General features: G+C 59.2%; 17 protein-coding genes and 1 tRNA gene. 14 read left to right on the top strand and 4 right to left on the bottom strand.

The window, feature by feature from the left end; translation table 11 throughout:
• Positions 1 to 28: 28 nt before the first annotated feature.
• From glpD to glpK, 8 genes are all read left to right on the top strand, one after another.
• Entirely contained in the window at positions 29 to 1,555 is a 1,527-nt protein-coding gene (gene glpD, locus NKH90_RS00820) for a glycerol-3-phosphate dehydrogenase (RefSeq protein WP_352471685.1), read from the top strand.
• Between the two features lie 39 nt (positions 1,556 to 1,594).
• Complete coding sequence (locus tag NKH90_RS00815) at positions 1,595 to 2,674, top strand: ABC transporter ATP-binding protein (protein ID WP_352540586.1); 1,080 nt, start codon at positions 1,595 to 1,597, stop codon at positions 2,672 to 2,674.
• A gap of 9 nt (positions 2,675 to 2,683) precedes the next feature.
• Positions 2,684 to 3,751: an ABC transporter ATP-binding protein gene (locus NKH90_RS00810; protein ID WP_352471682.1), complete on the top strand. Its 1,068-nt coding sequence runs from the start codon at positions 2,684 to 2,686 to the stop codon at positions 3,749 to 3,751.
• 1 nt (position 3,752) lies between these two features.
• Complete coding sequence (locus NKH90_RS00805) at positions 3,753 to 4,619, top strand: carbohydrate ABC transporter permease (protein WP_023674893.1); 867 nt, start codon at positions 3,753 to 3,755, stop codon at positions 4,617 to 4,619.
• A gap of 1 nt (position 4,620) precedes the next feature.
• The gene (locus NKH90_RS00800; RefSeq protein WP_352448784.1) at positions 4,621 to 5,535 is read left to right on the top strand and encodes a carbohydrate ABC transporter permease; all 915 of its coding nucleotides are present in this window, start codon (positions 4,621 to 4,623) and stop codon (positions 5,533 to 5,535) included.
• Positions 5,536 to 5,708: 173 nt separating this feature from the next.
• Positions 5,709 to 5,975, top strand: coding sequence for a DUF2160 domain-containing protein (locus NKH90_RS00795; protein ID WP_352471796.1), 267 nt, complete (start codon positions 5,709 to 5,711; stop codon positions 5,973 to 5,975).
• Positions 5,976 to 6,053: 78 nt separating this feature from the next.
• On the top strand, positions 6,054 to 7,781 hold the full coding sequence (locus NKH90_RS00790; protein WP_352471681.1) for an ABC transporter substrate-binding protein: 1,728 nt from the start codon (positions 6,054 to 6,056) through the stop codon (positions 7,779 to 7,781).
• A gap of 145 nt (positions 7,782 to 7,926) precedes the next feature.
• Complete coding sequence (glpK, locus tag NKH90_RS00785) at positions 7,927 to 9,420, top strand: glycerol kinase GlpK (protein ID WP_352816612.1); 1,494 nt, start codon at positions 7,927 to 7,929, stop codon at positions 9,418 to 9,420.
• Between the two features lie 78 nt (positions 9,421 to 9,498).
• Here the strand turns inward: glpK and NKH90_RS00780 are convergent, their stop codons facing one another.
• On the bottom strand, positions 9,499 to 9,960 hold the full coding sequence (locus NKH90_RS00780; protein WP_352766632.1) for a BA14K family protein: 462 nt from the start codon (positions 9,958 to 9,960) through the stop codon (positions 9,499 to 9,501).
• Between NKH90_RS00780 and NKH90_RS00775 the strand changes: the two genes are divergently transcribed.
• Both NKH90_RS00775 and NKH90_RS00770 read left to right on the top strand, forming a co-directional pair.
• Positions 9,947 to 10,159, top strand: coding sequence for a hypothetical protein (locus NKH90_RS00775; RefSeq protein ID WP_352816609.1), 213 nt, complete (start codon positions 9,947 to 9,949; stop codon positions 10,157 to 10,159). The genes NKH90_RS00780 and NKH90_RS00775 overlap by 14 nt on opposite strands.
• 109 nt (positions 10,160 to 10,268) lie before the next feature.
• A tRNA-Lys gene (locus tag NKH90_RS00770) sits at positions 10,269 to 10,344 on the top strand.
• Positions 10,345 to 10,515: 171 nt separating this feature from the next.
• On the opposite strand, the gene NKH90_RS00765 is transcribed toward NKH90_RS00770, so the two are convergent.
• Entirely contained in the window at positions 10,516 to 11,841 is a 1,326-nt protein-coding gene (locus NKH90_RS00765; RefSeq protein WP_352816606.1) for an AlbA family DNA-binding domain-containing protein, read from the bottom strand.
• A gap of 80 nt (positions 11,842 to 11,921) precedes the next feature.
• Here NKH90_RS00765 and NKH90_RS00760 point away from each other — a divergent pair, with 80 nt between their 5' ends.
• Together NKH90_RS00760 and NKH90_RS00755 are read left to right on the top strand one after the other, a co-directional pair.
• Entirely contained in the window at positions 11,922 to 12,632 is a 711-nt protein-coding gene (locus NKH90_RS00760) for a hypothetical protein (RefSeq protein ID WP_352816603.1), read from the top strand.
• Positions 12,633 to 12,867: 235 nt separating this feature from the next.
• The gene (locus NKH90_RS00755; protein ID WP_352816600.1) at positions 12,868 to 13,347 is read left to right on the top strand and encodes a hypothetical protein; all 480 of its coding nucleotides are present in this window, start codon (positions 12,868 to 12,870) and stop codon (positions 13,345 to 13,347) included.
• A 263-nt stretch (positions 13,348 to 13,610) separates the two neighbouring features.
• Here NKH90_RS00755 and NKH90_RS00750 read toward each other — a convergent pair whose 3' ends face one another.
• Entirely contained in the window at positions 13,611 to 13,856 is a 246-nt protein-coding gene (locus tag NKH90_RS00750; protein WP_352816597.1) for a hypothetical protein, read from the bottom strand.
• Positions 13,857 to 13,937: 81 nt separating this feature from the next.
• The gene (locus tag NKH90_RS00745; RefSeq protein WP_352816593.1) at positions 13,938 to 14,306 is read right to left on the bottom strand and encodes a hypothetical protein; all 369 of its coding nucleotides are present in this window, start codon (positions 14,304 to 14,306) and stop codon (positions 13,938 to 13,940) included.
• 85 nt (positions 14,307 to 14,391) lie between these two features.
• Between NKH90_RS00745 and NKH90_RS00740 the strand changes: the two genes are divergently transcribed.
• Both NKH90_RS00740 and NKH90_RS00735 read left to right on the top strand, forming a co-directional pair.
• Positions 14,392 to 15,297 (top strand): hypothetical protein, encoded by a 906-nt coding sequence (locus NKH90_RS00740; protein WP_352816590.1) that lies wholly within the window; start codon positions 14,392 to 14,394, stop codon positions 15,295 to 15,297.
• Between the two features lie 344 nt (positions 15,298 to 15,641).
• Positions 15,642 to 15,935 carry a sunset domain-containing protein gene (locus NKH90_RS00735; RefSeq protein WP_352816588.1) on the top strand — a complete coding sequence of 98 codons (294 nt, stop codon included), beginning with the start codon at positions 15,642 to 15,644 and terminating at the stop codon, positions 15,933 to 15,935.
• Positions 15,936 to 16,098 lie beyond the last annotated feature (163 nt).

The following is a 16,098-nucleotide window of genomic DNA, read 5'->3' as shown; positions in this document are numbered from 1 at the left end:
CTGCAATGCGAAGTCGAGGGAGGATTCTTTGAGCGCATCACCGATTCATGACATTTTCGTCATCGGTGGCGGCATCAATGGCTGCGGCATCGCCCGCGATGCCGTTGGACGTGGCTTTTCGGTTTTTCTTGCCGAGATGAACGATCTGGCCAGCGGGACCTCTTCCGGCTCGACCAAACTGATCCACGGCGGCTTGCGCTATCTCGAATTCTACGAATTCCGTCTGGTGCGCGAAGCGCTGATGGAACGCGAGGTCCTGTGGAGGAACGCGCCGCACATCATCTGGCCGATGCGCTTCGTGCTGCCATACGCCAAGGGACTGCGTCCGGCCTGGCTGATCCGGCTCGGGCTTTTCCTCTACGACCATATTGGCGGGCGCAAATTGCTGCCGCCGACGAAAACGCTGGACATGGCCAAGGATCCGGCCGGCAAGCCGCTGAAGCCGCTGTTTCGAAAGGCGTTCGAATATTCGGACGGTTGGGTCAACGATGCCCGGCTGGTTGTGTTGAACGCCCGCGACGCTGCCGAGCGCGGCGCAACCATTCGAACCCGAACAAAAGTCGTCAGCGCACGCCGCGAAGGCAATCTCTGGACGGTCAGGCTTGAAAATGTGCGGACCGGCGATACCGAGGAGGTCAAGGCGCGGCTGCTGGTCAATGCCGCCGGCCCGTGGGTCGATCAGGTGCTGTCGGCCACCGTCGGCTTGAACGACGTGCACAATGTCCGCCTCGTACAAGGCAGCCACATCGTCGTGGGCACGAAATTCGACGACCCACGCGCCTATTTCTTTCAGAACAAGGACGGGCGCATCATTTTCGCCATCCCTTACGAGGACGAGTTCACGCTCATCGGCACCACCGACCGTGACTATCCCGGCGATCCGCACAACGTCAGGATCAATGACGCCGAGATCGACTATCTCTGCGCTGCGGCAAGCGAATATTTCGCGCAGCCGGTCAAGCCGTCGGATATCGTCTGGACCTATTCCGCGGTGCGACCGCTCTACGACGATGGCGCCTCAAAGGCGCAGGAAGCCACCCGAGACTATGTGCTGAAGGCCGATGGAGGCGAGGGTGCCGCCCCGATCGTCAACGCCTTTGGCGGCAAGATCACGACCTACCGCCGATTGTCGGAATCGATGCTCGAGAAGATCGAGGGTTTTCTCGGCAAGCGCGGCAAACCATGGACGGCAAACGCGCCGCTGCCTGGCGGTGACTTTCCCGTCACCGGCTTCGATGCCGAGGTGGCGAAACTGAAAACGGCGTACCCGTTCCTCGACGCCCGGCTGGCCCGCCGGTTGACCCGGCTCTACGGCACCCGCGCAAGGAAGCTGCTGGGCCTCGCCAAGTCGAACGTCGATCTTGGCCGCAACTTCGGCGCCGATCTCTACGAAGCCGAGGTGCGCTACCTCGTCGAAAACGAATGGGCGATGACTGCCGAGGATGTATTGTGGCGCCGGACCAAGCGCGGCCTGCGTCTCAGCCGTGAGCAGGCGGCAGTGCTCGACGAGTTCATGCGCGGAATAAGCCGGCAGCACGTAGCGGCTGCCGAATAGGAACGGCCGACTGATGCAGAAAGCCTGGGAGGAGGCATCATGCTTGAACTGAGAAACGTGACGAAGACGGTGGGTGCGGCGGAACATATCCGCGACGTCTCGCTGACGCTTCAGCACGGCTCGCTCAACGTCCTGCTCGGGCCGACGCTCTCCGGCAAGACCAGCCTGATGCGGCTGATGGCGGGCCTCGACGTGCCGACCTCGGGCTCGGTCTGGTTCGATGGCAAGGATGTCACCGGCATGCCGGTGCAAAAGCGCAACGTCGCCATGGTCTACCAGCAATTCATCAATTATCCGGCGATGACGGTCTACGAAAACATCGCCTCACCGCTGCGGGTGGCCGGCACGGATCAGGCAACGATCGACAGGGAGGTGCGCAATGCCGCCGCCCTTCTCAAACTAACGCCCTATCTCGACCGGACGCCTCTCAGTCTGTCGGGCGGCCAGCAGCAGCGCACCGCGCTGGCCCGCGCGATCGTCAAGAATGCCAGCCTCGTGCTGCTCGACGAGCCGCTCGCCAATCTCGACTACAAGCTGCGCGAAGAATTACGCGCGGAACTGCCGAAAGTCTTCGCGGCCGCCGGTACAATCTTTGTGTATGCCACGACCGAGCCGCACGAAGCCTTGCTGCTCGGCGGCAACACGGCGACGCTTTCCGAAGGCAGCATCACCCAGTTCGGGCCGACCATCGAAGTGTTCCGCAAACCGGTTGATCTGGTGACGGCGAGAACCTTCGCCGATCCGCCGCTCAACACCATCGTGCTTGCCAAGAAGGGTCTGGATTTCCTGCTCGAGGGCGGCGTGAAATTGCCGGTGCCGGCGGAACTCTTCGGCATTGCCGATGCGATCTATACGATCGGGTTCCAGCCGCATCATCTGTCCCTCGATCGGCCCAACGCCGCCGCAGTGCCGGTGCGCGCAAAGGTGACGATCACCGAGATCACCGGATCGGAAAGCTTCGTCCATCTCGATTTTGCCGATGCGCGCTGGGTCATGCTGACCCATGGCATTCGCGACTTCGAGCCGGACGAGGAGGTCGAGGTGTTCATCGACCCGCGCCACATCATGGTCTTTGACGAGCACGGCCGTGCCGTGGCCGCGCCGAAGCTGGCGGCCTAGGAGGAAGCGATGGCGCGCATCGATGTCAATCATATCCGCCACTCCTATCTGCAGAACCCGCGCACGGATGCCGATTTCGCGCTGAAGGAAGTGCACCACACGTTCGAGGATGGCGGCGCTTATGCGCTGCTCGGCCCATCCGGCTGCGGCAAGACCACGCTGCTCAACATCATTTCGGGATTGCTGCATCCCTCGCATGGCCAGCTGCTGTTCAACGGCAGGGACGTGACCAATCTGTCGACCCAAGAGCGCAACATCGCCCAGGTCTTCCAGTTCCCGGTGATCTACGACACGATGACCGTCTACGACAATCTGGCGTTCCCGCTGCGCAATCGCGGCGTGCCGGAGCCCGACGTCGACCGCAAGGTGCGCGAGACGCTGGAGATGACCGGGCTGGCCGATATGGCCAAACGAAAGGCGCGCGGACTGACCGCCGACCAGAAGCAGAAGATCTCGCTCGGGCGCGGGCTGGTGCGCTCCGACGTCAACGCCATCCTGTTCGACGAGCCTTTGACAGTCATCGACCCGCATATGAAATGGGTGCTGCGCTCGCAGTTGAAGCAGCTTCACCGCCGCTTCGGTTATACCATGGTCTATGTCACGCACGACCAGACCGAGGCGTTGACCTTCGCCGACAGGGTGGTCGTCATGTATGACGGCGAAATCGTGCAGATCGGCACACCGGCGGAGCTGTTCGAGCGCCCGCGCCACACCTTTGTCGGCTATTTCATCGGCTCGCCCGGCATGAATGTCATGCCGGTGGCGATCGACGGCAAGACAGCGAAGCTGGGCTCGCAGCAGATCGAACTGCCGGGCGTGCCCAAGGCGGGCGGCGGCGCCATCGAACTCGGCATCCGTCCCGAATATGTGCGCCTGGGCAGTAAGGGCATGGCCGTCCGGATCAGCAAGGTCGAGGACGTCGGCCGCCACAAGGTGGTCCGTGCCAATCTTGAAGGGCGCGAGATCGCCGCCGTCATCGGCGAGGACGAGACAGTTCCGGCTGATCCGAAGGTGCGGTTCGACCCGGCCGGCATCAACATCTATGCCAATTCCTGGCGCGTCGAGATGGGAGCCTGAAGTGGAAAAGACCTGGAACAACAGAGCCTGGTTCCTGGTGCTGCCGGTGCTGCTGCTGGTGGCGTTCTCGGCGGTCATACCGCTGATGACGGTCGTCAATTATTCGGTGCAGGACACTTTCGGCAATAACGTCTTCTTCTGGGCCGGCACGGAATGGTTCGAGGAACTGCTTTCCTCCAGCCGCTTCTGGCAGGCGATGATCCGCAACCTTGTCTTCTCCTTCATCATCCTGGCGATCGAAGTGCCGCTCGGCATCTTCATTGCGCTCAATATGCCGAAGAAGGGTTGGGGCGTGCCTGTTTGCCTTGTTTTGATGGCGTTGCCGCTGCTGATCCCGTGGAACGTCGTCGGCACCATCTGGCAGGTGTTCGGCCGCAACGACATTGGCCTGCTCGGCTATTACGTCAACGCGCTCGGCATCGACTATAATTATGTGCAAGACCCATACGACGCCTGGGTCACGGTCATCATCATGGACGTCTGGCATTGGACCAGCCTCGTCGTTCTGCTCTGCTATGCCGGCCTGGTCTCGATCCCGGATGCCTTTTATCAGGCGGCCAAGATCGACGGTGCCTCGCGCTGGGCGGTGTTCCGCTACATCCAGCTGCCGAAGATGAACCGCGTGCTGCTGATCGCCGTGCTGCTGCGCTTCATGGATAGCTTCATGATCTACACCGAACCGTTCGTGGTGACCGGCGGCGGACCCGGCAACTCGACGACCTTTCTTTCGATCGATCTCGTCAAGACGGCGCTCGGCCAGTTCGACCTCGGCCCGGCGGCGGCGATGTCGCTGGTCTACTTCCTTATCGTCCTGTTGTTGTCATGGGTGTTCTACACCGTGATGACCAATTACGACGCGGAGCGCTGAGATGAGCCGCACCGAAGAGAGAGCCGATAGGGTGAGCGAGACGACAGCTTCGGAAGGGCTCGCCAGCACGCTACGGCAGGACGAGATCGCACGGCTGATGCGCCGTCGCGGCGAGGAGTCGCGTTGGTGGTGGATCGTGCCGACGCTCTACATCATCGTTCTGCTTTTGCCGATCTACTGGCTCATCAATATGAGCTTCAAGACCAATGGCGAGATCGTCTCGTCGCTGACGCTCTACCCGCACGCACCGACATTGGCGAATTACCGCACCATCTTCACCGACGCGTCCTGGTATTCGGGCTACATCAACTCGATCACCTATGTGGTTATGAACATGGTGATTTCGGTGGCTGCGGCACTGCCTGCTGCCTATGCCTTTTCGCGCTATCGCTTCCTCGGCGACAAGCATCTGTTCTTCTGGCTGCTGACCAACCGCATGGCGCCGCCGGCGGTGTTCGCGCTGCCATTCTTCCAGCTTTATTCGGCCTTCGGCCTTATCGACACCCACATCGCCGTGGCTCTGGCGCATTGCCTGTTCAACGTGCCGCTGGCGGTGTGGATCCTCGAAGGCTTCATGTCGGGCGTACCCAAGGAGATCGACGAGACCGCCTATATCGACGGCTATTCGTTCCCGCGCTTCTTCATCAAGATCTTCATGCCGCTGATTGCGAGCGGCATCGGCGTGGCGTGCTTCTTCTGCTTCATGTTCTCGTGGGTGGAGCTCTTGATCGCCCGTACGCTGACGACAACCGATGCCAAGCCGATCGCCGCGACCATGACCCGCACCGTTTCGGCCGCCGGCATGGATTGGGGGCTGCTCGCCGCAGCCGGCGTGCTGACGCTGATTCCCGGCGCGCTCGTCATCTGGTTTGTGCGCAACTACATCGCCAAGGGCTTTGCCCTGGGGAGGGTATAATGGAGCAGGTCGACAGAAGCCCATGGTGGTGGGCCGTGCTGCTTCTCGCCCTGGTCGTCGTGGCCTGGGTGGCACTTCAAATCGATTTCGTGGCAATAACGGTAGGCTTCAGCGATCCGGCTAATATCCGCCTGTGGGGCTTTAACCTCTCGTCCAACCTCGATTTTTCGTGGATGGCCTGGACGTGGCCGACCGCGGCCTTCTTTGGAACCATCTTTCTGCTGCTTTGCGGCATGGCGTTGTGGGAATACGTCTCGCCGGGCGGCAATCCGCGCGTCGGCGTGCTGCGGTTCGAAACGACGCGCGGCGACCGCCTGTTCCTGTCGCTGCTTGGCAGCGCCTTTATCCATCTCGCTTGGCTGGGTCTAGTCGGACCCAATCTGTGGTGGGCTCTCGCTCTCTCCGTGGTCTACGCCGTCGGCGTGTTCCGCTACGTATAGAGGGGGAAACTGTTGGAACGGCGGCGTGCCGGCCGCCGATCCAGATCGCACTTTGAACTTTAACAGTGGAGGAAATACATGCGACGGCAATTCTTGACATCAACAACTGCGCTTGTCCTATTGCTCGGGGCAAGCAATGCCTATGCCGGAATGGACGAGGCCAAGGCCTTCCTCGATAAGGAAATCGGGCCCCTTTCGACGCTTTCGCGCGCCGACCAGGAAGCCGAGATGCAATGGTTCATCGATGCCGCGAAACCTTTCGCCGGCATGGATATCAAGGTGGTTTCCGAAACCATCGCCACGCATCAGTATGAATCGCAGGTGCTGGCGCCGGCCTTTACGGCCATCACCGGCATCAAGGTTACGCATGACGTCATCCAGGAAGGCGACGTCGTCGAGAAGATCCAGACCCAGATGCAGACCGGCCAGAACCTCTATGACGGCTGGGTCAACGATTCCGATCTGATCGGCACGCACTGGCGCTACCAGCAGGTGCGCAACCTGACCGACTGGATGGCAGGCGACGGCAAGGATGTCACCAACCCGAATCTCGACCTGAAGGATTTCATCGGCACTTCGTTCACCACCGCGCCCGACAAGAAACTCTACCAACTTCCAGACCAGCAGTTCGCTAACCTCTACTGGTTCCGTTACGACTGGTTCAACGACGAGAAGAACAAGGCGGACTTCAAGGCCAAATACGGCTACGACCTCGGCGTGCCGGTCAATTGGTCGGCCTATGAGGACATCGCCGAGTTCTTCACCGGGCGTGAGATCGATGGCAAGAAGGTCTACGGCCATATGGATTATGGCAAGAAGGACCCGTCGCTCGGCTGGCGGTTCACCGACGCCTGGCTGTCGATGGCCGGCAATGGCGACAAGGGCATTCCGAACGGTCTGCCCGTCGACGAATGGGGCATCAAGGTCGACGAGAATTCGCGTCCGGTCGGTTCCTGCACGGCGCGCGGCGGCGACACCAATGGTCCGGCTTCCGTCTATGCCATCCAGAAGTACCTCGATTGGCTGAAGGCCTATGCACCGGCGGAAGCCCAAGGCATGACCTTCTCCGAATCGGGGCCAGTTCCGGCGCAGGGCGCGGTTGCCCAGCAGATCTTCTGGTACACCGCCTTCACGGCCAGCATGGTCGACGCCAGCGCCAAGGCGGTGCTGAACGACGACGGCACGCCGAAGTGGCGCATGGCGCCGTCGCCGCATGGCGTCTACTGGAAGGACGGCATGAAGCTCGGCTATCAGGACGTCGGTTCCTGGACGCTGATGAAGTCGACGCCGACCGACCGCGCCAAGGCCGCCTGGCTCTACGCGCAGTTCGTCACCTCGAAGACGGTCGACGTGAAGAAGAGCCATGTCGGCCTGACCTTCATCCGCGAGAGCACGATCCACGACAAGAGCTTCACCGAACGTGCGCCAAAGCTCGGCGGCCTGATCGAGTTCTACCGCTCGCCAGCGCGCGTCCAGTGGTCGCCGACCGGCACCAACGTGCCGGACTATCCGAAGCTGGCACAGCTCTGGTGGCAGGCGATCGGCGATGCTTCGTCGGGTGCCAAGAGCGCGCAGGAAGCGATGGACTCGCTCTGCGCCGAGCAGGAAAAGGTGATGAGCCGCATCGAGAAGTCGGGCGTTCAGGGCGATATTGGCCCGAAGATGGCCGAAGAGCATGACCTCGCCTACTGGAATGCGGACGCGGTCAAGAAGGGCAATCTCGCTCCTCAGCTCAAGATCGAGAACGAGAAGGAAAAGCCGGTCACCATCAACTACGACGAGCTGGTGAAGAGCTGGCAGCAATAGGACCGTTTGATGCGGGCGTCCGCGCCCGCATCGCCATGCTCAGGGGAGGCGGCATGTTGCCGTCTCCCCTGTTTGCGTGAACGGCTCCGCGCCATCTGGCGTCGAGACATCGCAGCACCTTGAATTCGCTTCGACGGGAGAGAGAATGACCGGATATATCCTTGCAATCGACCAGGGGACGACATCGAGCCGGGCGATCCTGTTCGACGACAAGATGATGGTCGTCGGCAGCGGGCAAAAGGAATTCACCCAATATTATCCGGCCTCCGGCTGGGTCGAGCACGATCCCGAGGAGATATGGGCAAGCGTCGTGGAAACGGTGAAGGCCGCGCTGAAGACAGCCGGCCGCAACGCAGCGGAAGTCGCCGCGATCGGCATCACCAACCAGCGCGAAACGGTCGTCATCTGGGACAAACAGACCGGCAAGCCGATCCACAACGCGATTGTCTGGCAAGATCGTCGCACCGCGCCGCTATGCCAGAAACTGAAGAAGCTGGGGCTGGAGAAGAAATTCACGAGAAAGACCGGCCTGCTGCTCGATCCCTATTTCTCCGGCACCAAGATCGCCTGGATGCTGGACAAGGTGAAGGGCGCCAGAAAATGCGCCGAGAAGGGCGAACTGCTGGCCGGCACCATCGACAGTTTTTTGATCTGGCGGCTGACCGGCGGCAAGATCCACGCCACTGACGCCACCAACGCCTCGCGCACGCTGGTCTACAACATCGAACAAAACGCCTGGGACGACGAGCTGCTGGCCATTCTTGGCATACCGGCAAGAATGCTGCCACAGGTGAAAGATTGTGCCGATGATTTTGGAATAACCGACAAAAGCCTGTTTGGTGCAGAGATCAGAATCCTCGGTGTGGCCGGCGACCAGCATGCGGCGGCAATCGGCCAGGCCTGTTTCGAGCCAGGCATGATGAAGTCGACCTACGGCACCGGTTGCTTTGCGCTGCTCAACACCGGAAGCGATCTCGTGCGTTCTAAGAACCGGCTTTTGACCACCATTGCCTACAGGCTGAACGGCAAGACCACCTATGCGCTGGAGGGCTCGATCTTTATCGCCGGCGCCGCCGTGCAATGGCTGCGGGACGGCATCAAAGTGATCGGCAAGGCCGAGCAGAGCGGCAAATTGGCGGCGGAAGCCGATCCAACGCAGAACGTCTATCTGGTGCCGGCTTTCGTCGGGCTCGGCGCACCGCACTGGGATGCCGAGGCGCGCGGCGCCATCTTCGGGCTGACCCGCAATTCGGGGCCGGCGGAATTTGCCCGCGCGGCACTGGAATCCGTTGCGTTCCAAACGCGCGATCTGCTTGACGCCATGCGCCGGGACTGGAAAGGCGCCTCGGTCAAGACCGTGCTCAGGGTCGATGGCGGCATGGTGGCGTCGGACTGGACGATGCAGCGGCTGGCCGACATTCTCGATGCGCCGGTCGACCGGCCGACAATTCTCGAGACGACAGCACTCGGTGCGGCTTGGCTGGCCGGCTCGAAGGCGGGTGTCTGGCCGAAGGCCGCGGAATTCGCCAGGAGCTGGGCGCTCGAGCGCCGGTTCAAGCCGGACATGGATGCTTCGACACGTGCCGCCAAGCTGGCAGGTTGGCGCCACGCTGTGCGCAGGACGCTAAGTGCGCAATAGGCAGGGATGCCACCGGATTCGCACTAATGAAAAACCCGCGCCGTTGCGGGCGCGGGCTTGCAGCCTCTAATCTGGGACTCAGTAAGGCGACCGGCACTGCCGGCGCGGACCGTAGTTGGGCTGGTAAGTGTTGTCAGAAGCGCGATAGCTCCGATAATGATCATAGCACCACTGCACGTGGGCATCGCCACGATAGACACGATTCTGGTTGACAATCGCGCCGGTGATCAGCGCTCCGGTAGCAAACGCGGCCAGCGGGAACCAGAAGTCGCCGTGGCGGCGGTAGCCGGGACGGTAGTAGCGATAGCCGCGATGGCCACGCCAGTACATGCCGTCGTCACGCGAAAAATTGCGACGCGAGAAATCGCGATTGAAACCCCGGTGCCTCCGCCACGGCTCGTACTGGACGGTCTGGACATTCGAGGTGAGCCCCTGGGCAGGGGGCGCATAGCTGGGCTGAGCGTTGACTGGCACGATCTCCGCGGCAGCGAATGAGATCGAAAGGGTGGTCGCCAGCAGGCCCGACATGATCCTATTCATGATCTTCTCCTTGAAACGCGTGTCCCTTGTCGCGGAAAAACGGACAGGCTGCGCAAATTGTTCCGCCAAAAATCCCAAGTTGCTGATCTGCAAAGGTTCTCTCGATTCGCTGCTTGCGCTTGTCCCGCAAAGCGCGAGCTTCGGCCTTGCGCTAGAGGGAGGCAGTTCCGTCAACGCCGAAGCGCACCGCACGGCATGATGACGCCGCAGGAAAGTCCGGTTTGGGAGCCGTCTTTTTCCGGTTGACCGGCAGAGGCACTCTCCCTATGTTCCGCGCAATTTCGAGGGCGGCCTTTCTGAGCCCGCGGGAGCGCGTAGCTCAGCCGGTAGAGCAACTGACTTTTAATCAGTAGGTCATGGGTTCGAATCCCATCGCGCTCACCAAAACATCAGCATAATCAAAACATTAGATGAGCCAACTAATTCGGTGTTTCCCGGAAAGTCATCAGGGCAACACCGGGGCAGCACCACCAAGCCGCCCCAGCAAGGGCGACTCAACGGCTCCGCCAGCGCTCCAGCCTCTGCGGCTGCCGGCAGGTTCATCGTGGGCACCTCTCAGTAGCGGTTGTTTCGGTACTTCGCGGTCTCCTGACTAACCATTTGTGGTGTAAGGGGCGCGAAATTGAAAGCGTCATACAGCGGCTTAAGTAGCTGCAGCAGCACCTCGTTGAGGTTGTCCTCGATTGTCGAAGCACGCGCCTTGCCAACGAGATGCACCGTGTCGACGAAACATTGCCGTTCGAAACTGAGGTATCGGAAGTTGAACAGACTTTGCAGCGTGCGGTCTTTGAGCCCGTTGTATCTCACCCGAACAGCTATTTCCGGGTCTTCACCGAAAAGCCTAGCGAGCCGGGCAACATAGAGCAGCGTTTCGCCGATACGCCAAACGGGCATAGTCAGGTCCATCGTTGTGCCCGGCTTCGCCTTGTCAGTGACGTCCTCATCGAGAGCGCGTATCTGGTAAAGCATTCCGTCAGGGCGAGCGCGCCAGAAATCAGCGTGCCTGCCGTCGCGCATTTTCTCGCTTGGATGCCCTACCCATGCCTCAAGAACGTCTCCGACGGGCACTGGACCAATGGGTAGCCTCTCAAGCAGCACAAATGGTCCCCAGCCGGTCAGGCGCGTTTCGCTTGCCTTACGCATGAGCTCCAATAGCTCCCGCAGACCGGGTGCTGGCGGCACATCCACGATATGAAACGAATGCTCGTAACTCCCCAACAGAAACCGAGCAGGATCGTCTTTGGGGAGCTGCTCAATCCGGGATTGCCAGCTGTCTTTGGACTCATTCGTGAATTTCAGCAGCCGGTCGATTTGCTCTTTAGCGATCGGATCGAGGGGCTGGCCCTGCACGATGGCGCGAATCGCATCGAGCAAACTGTCGCGGTTGGCACGAACGCATCGATCGAGAAGCGTCCGCCACTCATCGGCGGTGAATGGTTCCTCGCTTTTGGGGCCGGGTTTTCGGATATATACCTTCTGGGCAAGAATCTCGCCGTCCGTACCCTTCGCGGCCATCACGGGTACGCTGTAGCCTCCAGGGACGACCACGAAGGCATGTTCGTGGCCTGTCTCAGGATGCCGGAGATGGACGACATCGCAATGAATTTGAGGATCGGCATACCGATTGACCGCTGCGTTCACGGAGTCGGAGGTATAGCGATCGATTTCTGGAGGGCGCGGATAGGACCCGATCGGCATATTTGCAGCCTCACGCATACCGACAACTATCGTACCGCCTCCGTGGTTTGCTAGTGCGATTGCCGCTTTCGCCAGAGGCGCTCGACCAGCAGCCGTGTTCAGGCCGAGCCACGACTTGAATTCCGTCGCAAGCGTTTCGCTTTGGAGCTGAAATAAGTGTTGAAGGTCTTCGATAGCCGCCACGACATCCCCATAGTCCGCATAAACTGCAAATCCGAAGCAAGTCAGATATAACTAGCACAACAGGGGAGGGCGTGGGTGCTATGGGAGGGAAGCTAACAGTTTCTCGCGATATCTTGGGATGCTACGTCGTCACCGCGGAAACGGTGCGCGAACTCTACAATCACATCGCAGAGTTTCGGGATGAGCCGCCGGAGGTGACATTCGAGTTTTCGGGCGGCCGAAAGGTCTCTGGCAAATCGCTCGACGACCTCCTGGCTGACAGCCTCGTCAAATCCAGGAATCTCGTCCGCATCCAGTTTTCCGCTCCGTTCATAAACCGACCAGCTGTTGACCTAATTTTGAAGGCGGACGGCACCGACGCGGGCAGTTATCGTATCCACGGCGAGAGAGACGAAGCGATCGGTCTGGCGGATACGATCAACAACGACTTGCTCGCAGCCAAGGCCCTTTACAGCAGGGTTAGCGTTCACGAATATAGCCCCCCCTCATATTCGGCTTCGGGGCTCTTCTTTTTAGTCGCCATAGGCTTGCTGATACTGGGCGGGTTGTGGGCTGGAGACCGGGTTGTTGGGCTAGTCTCCACTCGCGCTCTGTACGCGGGGGTTGCTGTGCTCTTACTCGCCATCCCGACCTATTTCTTCTTATTTCCCGCTATGACTTTCAACTTCGGGCATGGCGCGAAAGGCTTCGGGGCGCGAAAGTGGATCGTGGGAACGATTTTTGTCGCGGTAGTTATCGCCTTCATCGTGGCGATCGGTGCAAACTTCGCGACTGACGCTTTGAAAAACTAGCCCCTCCATAGTTTGGTCGGGCGTCCCTTGGGAAATTAGTGCTGGCGCCAACAAACCCCAATTGAATGGCCCGCTGCCAGGGCGGGGGGCAACGGGCCTTTTGACACAAGCCGGACAAAGATTTTGGGACAGGCATCCGGCCGGCATTTTAACGAGGTATGCGAAATTTTGTTCCCTTCCTTGTGGGGCGCGGGGCAATTTGGCTTTGGTGATCTAGTGGCAGTATAACGGTCCCATGATCCTCGACCGCGATCTTCAATTAAAGATGCTGAATCACATGGCTGCTTCCTATCCTCAGCGGGTTAAAGCCACGCCATTCGAAGGTGGCGATAGCTACATCTACTTCGCGAATCTCCAATACCTTTGCGAACATGATTTGGCCGAAGCGTTGTGGTCGAGCGAACTCTCTGGCCGGCTTTACGCTGCCAACGCGCGCATCACTGCGGCCGGGATGGATTTCCTCGCCGACGACGGAGGCCTTTCCGCAATTCTTGGAGTAGTGACGATCCGGTTTCACGAAGATACCGTGAAAGCGCTCCTGATCGATCGGGTCGAGAAATCGGATGTGCCGGCTACCGTGCGCTCGAAGCTCGTCGACCAAATCAAAGCGCTGCCAGCGGAGGCAACGAAGGCTTTAACGCTGGAAGCCATCAAGGCTGGCCTCGCTAATGTTCCTGAGTTCCTTACCTGGCTCCAAACGACTTTGCGCTTGTAGGCTCTCATCGTCCGTCTTTGGCCCTGCCGTAGGCGTTCGGACTGGTATCGGGCGTGTAGATCACGCCGACGCTCCTGCCGCCGCACTTGGCGCACTTCAACTTTGGAATGAGATCGTCCGCCATCGCCGAAGCATCCGGTCCGAAGCGATCGCGAAGCCTGGGGAGGTCGAGCACCTGGTTATGGTGGGCAAAAAGCGGAGTTGTGACAGTAAGCGGTCACCTATCTTGTCTTCGACCAGAGATTGAAACGTCCAGCCCTTGGTCAACCGCGAAACCTCTCGGTGTGCCAAACGATTTTGCCGCCGACCCTCATCGGCTTATGGATCATCAGCCGCTTTGGCAAGTGTTCGGGGTGCACCTCAAGCAGGGTGATTTTGATCACGGGCTTACACCGGCTGCAGTCGAATTTCAGCTTGAGCGGGTCGATGCCGCCGCCGTAAACCATCATGAGGTCAGCCGACCGGCAGTAGCGGACATTGCCGCAGCTGCACTCAACCTTCACAAGCATGTTGTGTCGGGTCGCCTTTGCGAGCGTATCGATGGGGTCGTGAGCCATGAGAACGAAATAAGAACATATTCCTGTCTCCGGTCAAGGCAGCAGTTCTTCATAAAGGTAGCTGACCTGATGCCAATTCATCCAAGCGTCAGAGAGTTTGTAGTCGTCGTCCCATCGCGCCTTGGGGTAAGGATTGTGTGTCCGGCCATCGTGGAGGCACATGAGCATGGTGGGGCCGTAGTCGTTTTCGTCCGATGAATCCTGTGGATCGTCCATAGACTCGTAGAGCGCGTAGTCAGGCCAGCGCGGATCGCTGTTGAGTATTAATCTTACCTCATGCACCTTGATACGCATCTTACACCAAACGCTGAACACGTAGCCGATTGGGTCATCAAGCTGGCTGACTTGCGTCGCCAAAGTTGAGTTGGATGCCAACGGCCGAATTTTCTTTGTACTACCCATGATTACAGTCTCATAACAGCGAGGCGGCAAATCGTCACTGGCGCAGGGGCGATTTCAGACTTATCTGACTCTTGAGGGGGACCCCATGAGCCAGCTTTCGAGCCTTTTGCATTTTATATATTCCAGTCCAAATTTTGTGCCAGGGATAGTCGGTGTCACGGCATCATTCGCTGGCGCATGGGGAGCACAGGTCTCCATTCTTCGGCGTGAACAAAAGCGAGAAAAGTTAGCCAGTGTCAGAGCGTTCAACGAGGCGCTGGCTCTGTCGTTCGCGATCGGCAATAACTTCATGTCGCTGAAAAGCCAGCATCTAATGGGAATGCTGGAACGGTTTCGTGAAACGGAAAAGAACGTACAAGCGCACCTGCAACGGATATTGGCATCCAAGCCGAGCGACAAATTCGAACCGATTGCATGCGCTATGGAACTGCATACTTTGCCCATCTCGAAAGTTCCGATAGAGCGCTTGGAAACCGTTGTGTTCGAAAAGATCACCGTTGATACGAAAACACTCAATCTGGTGATCGAGATTCATAAGGCGATAGATGCCCTCAATACGTCAATAAGAACCAGAAATGAATTGATTCAGAAATGGCTCGGTGAGGGTCCGACGGTCAACGATTCGGTCCGGACAATCCGTTACCTCGGGATACACACAGACAAAGGGGCTGACGAAACGTATAAGCAGACGCTGTTTGCCATCGAAAAATATTGCGATGACTGCATCTATTTCACGACGCGTCTTGACGTGGAGTTGAATAAACGCGGCAACAAGATGCGCAGATATCGCTTTCCGTTTTTCAATCCTCTGCCACAGATCGCGGAAGCTGACTTTTCGTCTGAAAGAGCACAGCGATTAATGCCCGATGCAAAAGAATATGAAGATTGGGAAAGTGGATTCGTGAAGCCGCCAACCTTCCGCGACAAACTGACTAAACTCGTCAGACGCAAAAACAAGAAGATCACTCCTCCGAAAAGTCCTGAAGCGTAGCGTGACGCAGTTTGGCTTCGCCGCGAAGGTGTTTGACCAGGAGGAACGGGTCCGAGTGTTTGGGGGGGCAATTAAGCCCGTTGTAATATTAGATCGAGAAGGCGCCCTTGTCGCTAAGCGATTGCCCATCGTCCGCGGTTGTGGACTTCCTGTGGGTAACTCACTGGGGCACGGCCTGCGCCAGACTCTGGACTCTCCCCTGCAACGGACGCAGCATTCTCTCTTCGGGGAGATAGGGGCGTGGGCAAAGTCCAGCGTGATCAAGGTGCCAATCAGGCCGAACACTCGCGCAAGCGCGCGAGGCGGCGGAGTTTTTGCGACCCCAATATTTGGCTCCGCTCGTGATGGTGCCGCTTGCCGCTTTTCTCACCGTGAGCCCGAGCAGTCTCGATACCGTCGCGAAGTTCATACCCACCGAATGGCTTGGCAGCATAAGCGTTCCGGACCCGTCGTCCCTGCTTGCCGGCGGCGACTGCAATATCAAGGGCAATATCTCGATCAACACCGGAGAGCACATTTACCACGTGCCCGGTCAAGAGCATTATTGGGAGACCAAGATCAGCCCCCAATATGGCGAGCCGTGGTTCTGCTCGGAGGACGAGGCCCGGGCCCCCGGATGGCGAAAAGCGAGGCGATAAAGCACCCGCTTGCGGGGGCGATCGCCGGCTAAGCACGATCCTCTTGACTGCAGAAATAGGTCAGATACCTTTGCAGCGTGCCTTGAGAGAAGCGGCCCTTGGCGCCTTTGAATAAGCCGCGTTACAACCGACGAACCTACGTCGAAGAGAAGAGAAGCAGCAC

It is taken from the genome of Mesorhizobium sp. M0898 (assembly GCF_040319695.1).
Lineage (GTDB): Bacteria > Pseudomonadota > Alphaproteobacteria > Rhizobiales > Rhizobiaceae > Mesorhizobium.
The sequence above is the reverse complement of the archived record's forward strand: the minus strand, read 5'-3'. Positions and strand labels throughout refer to the sequence as shown.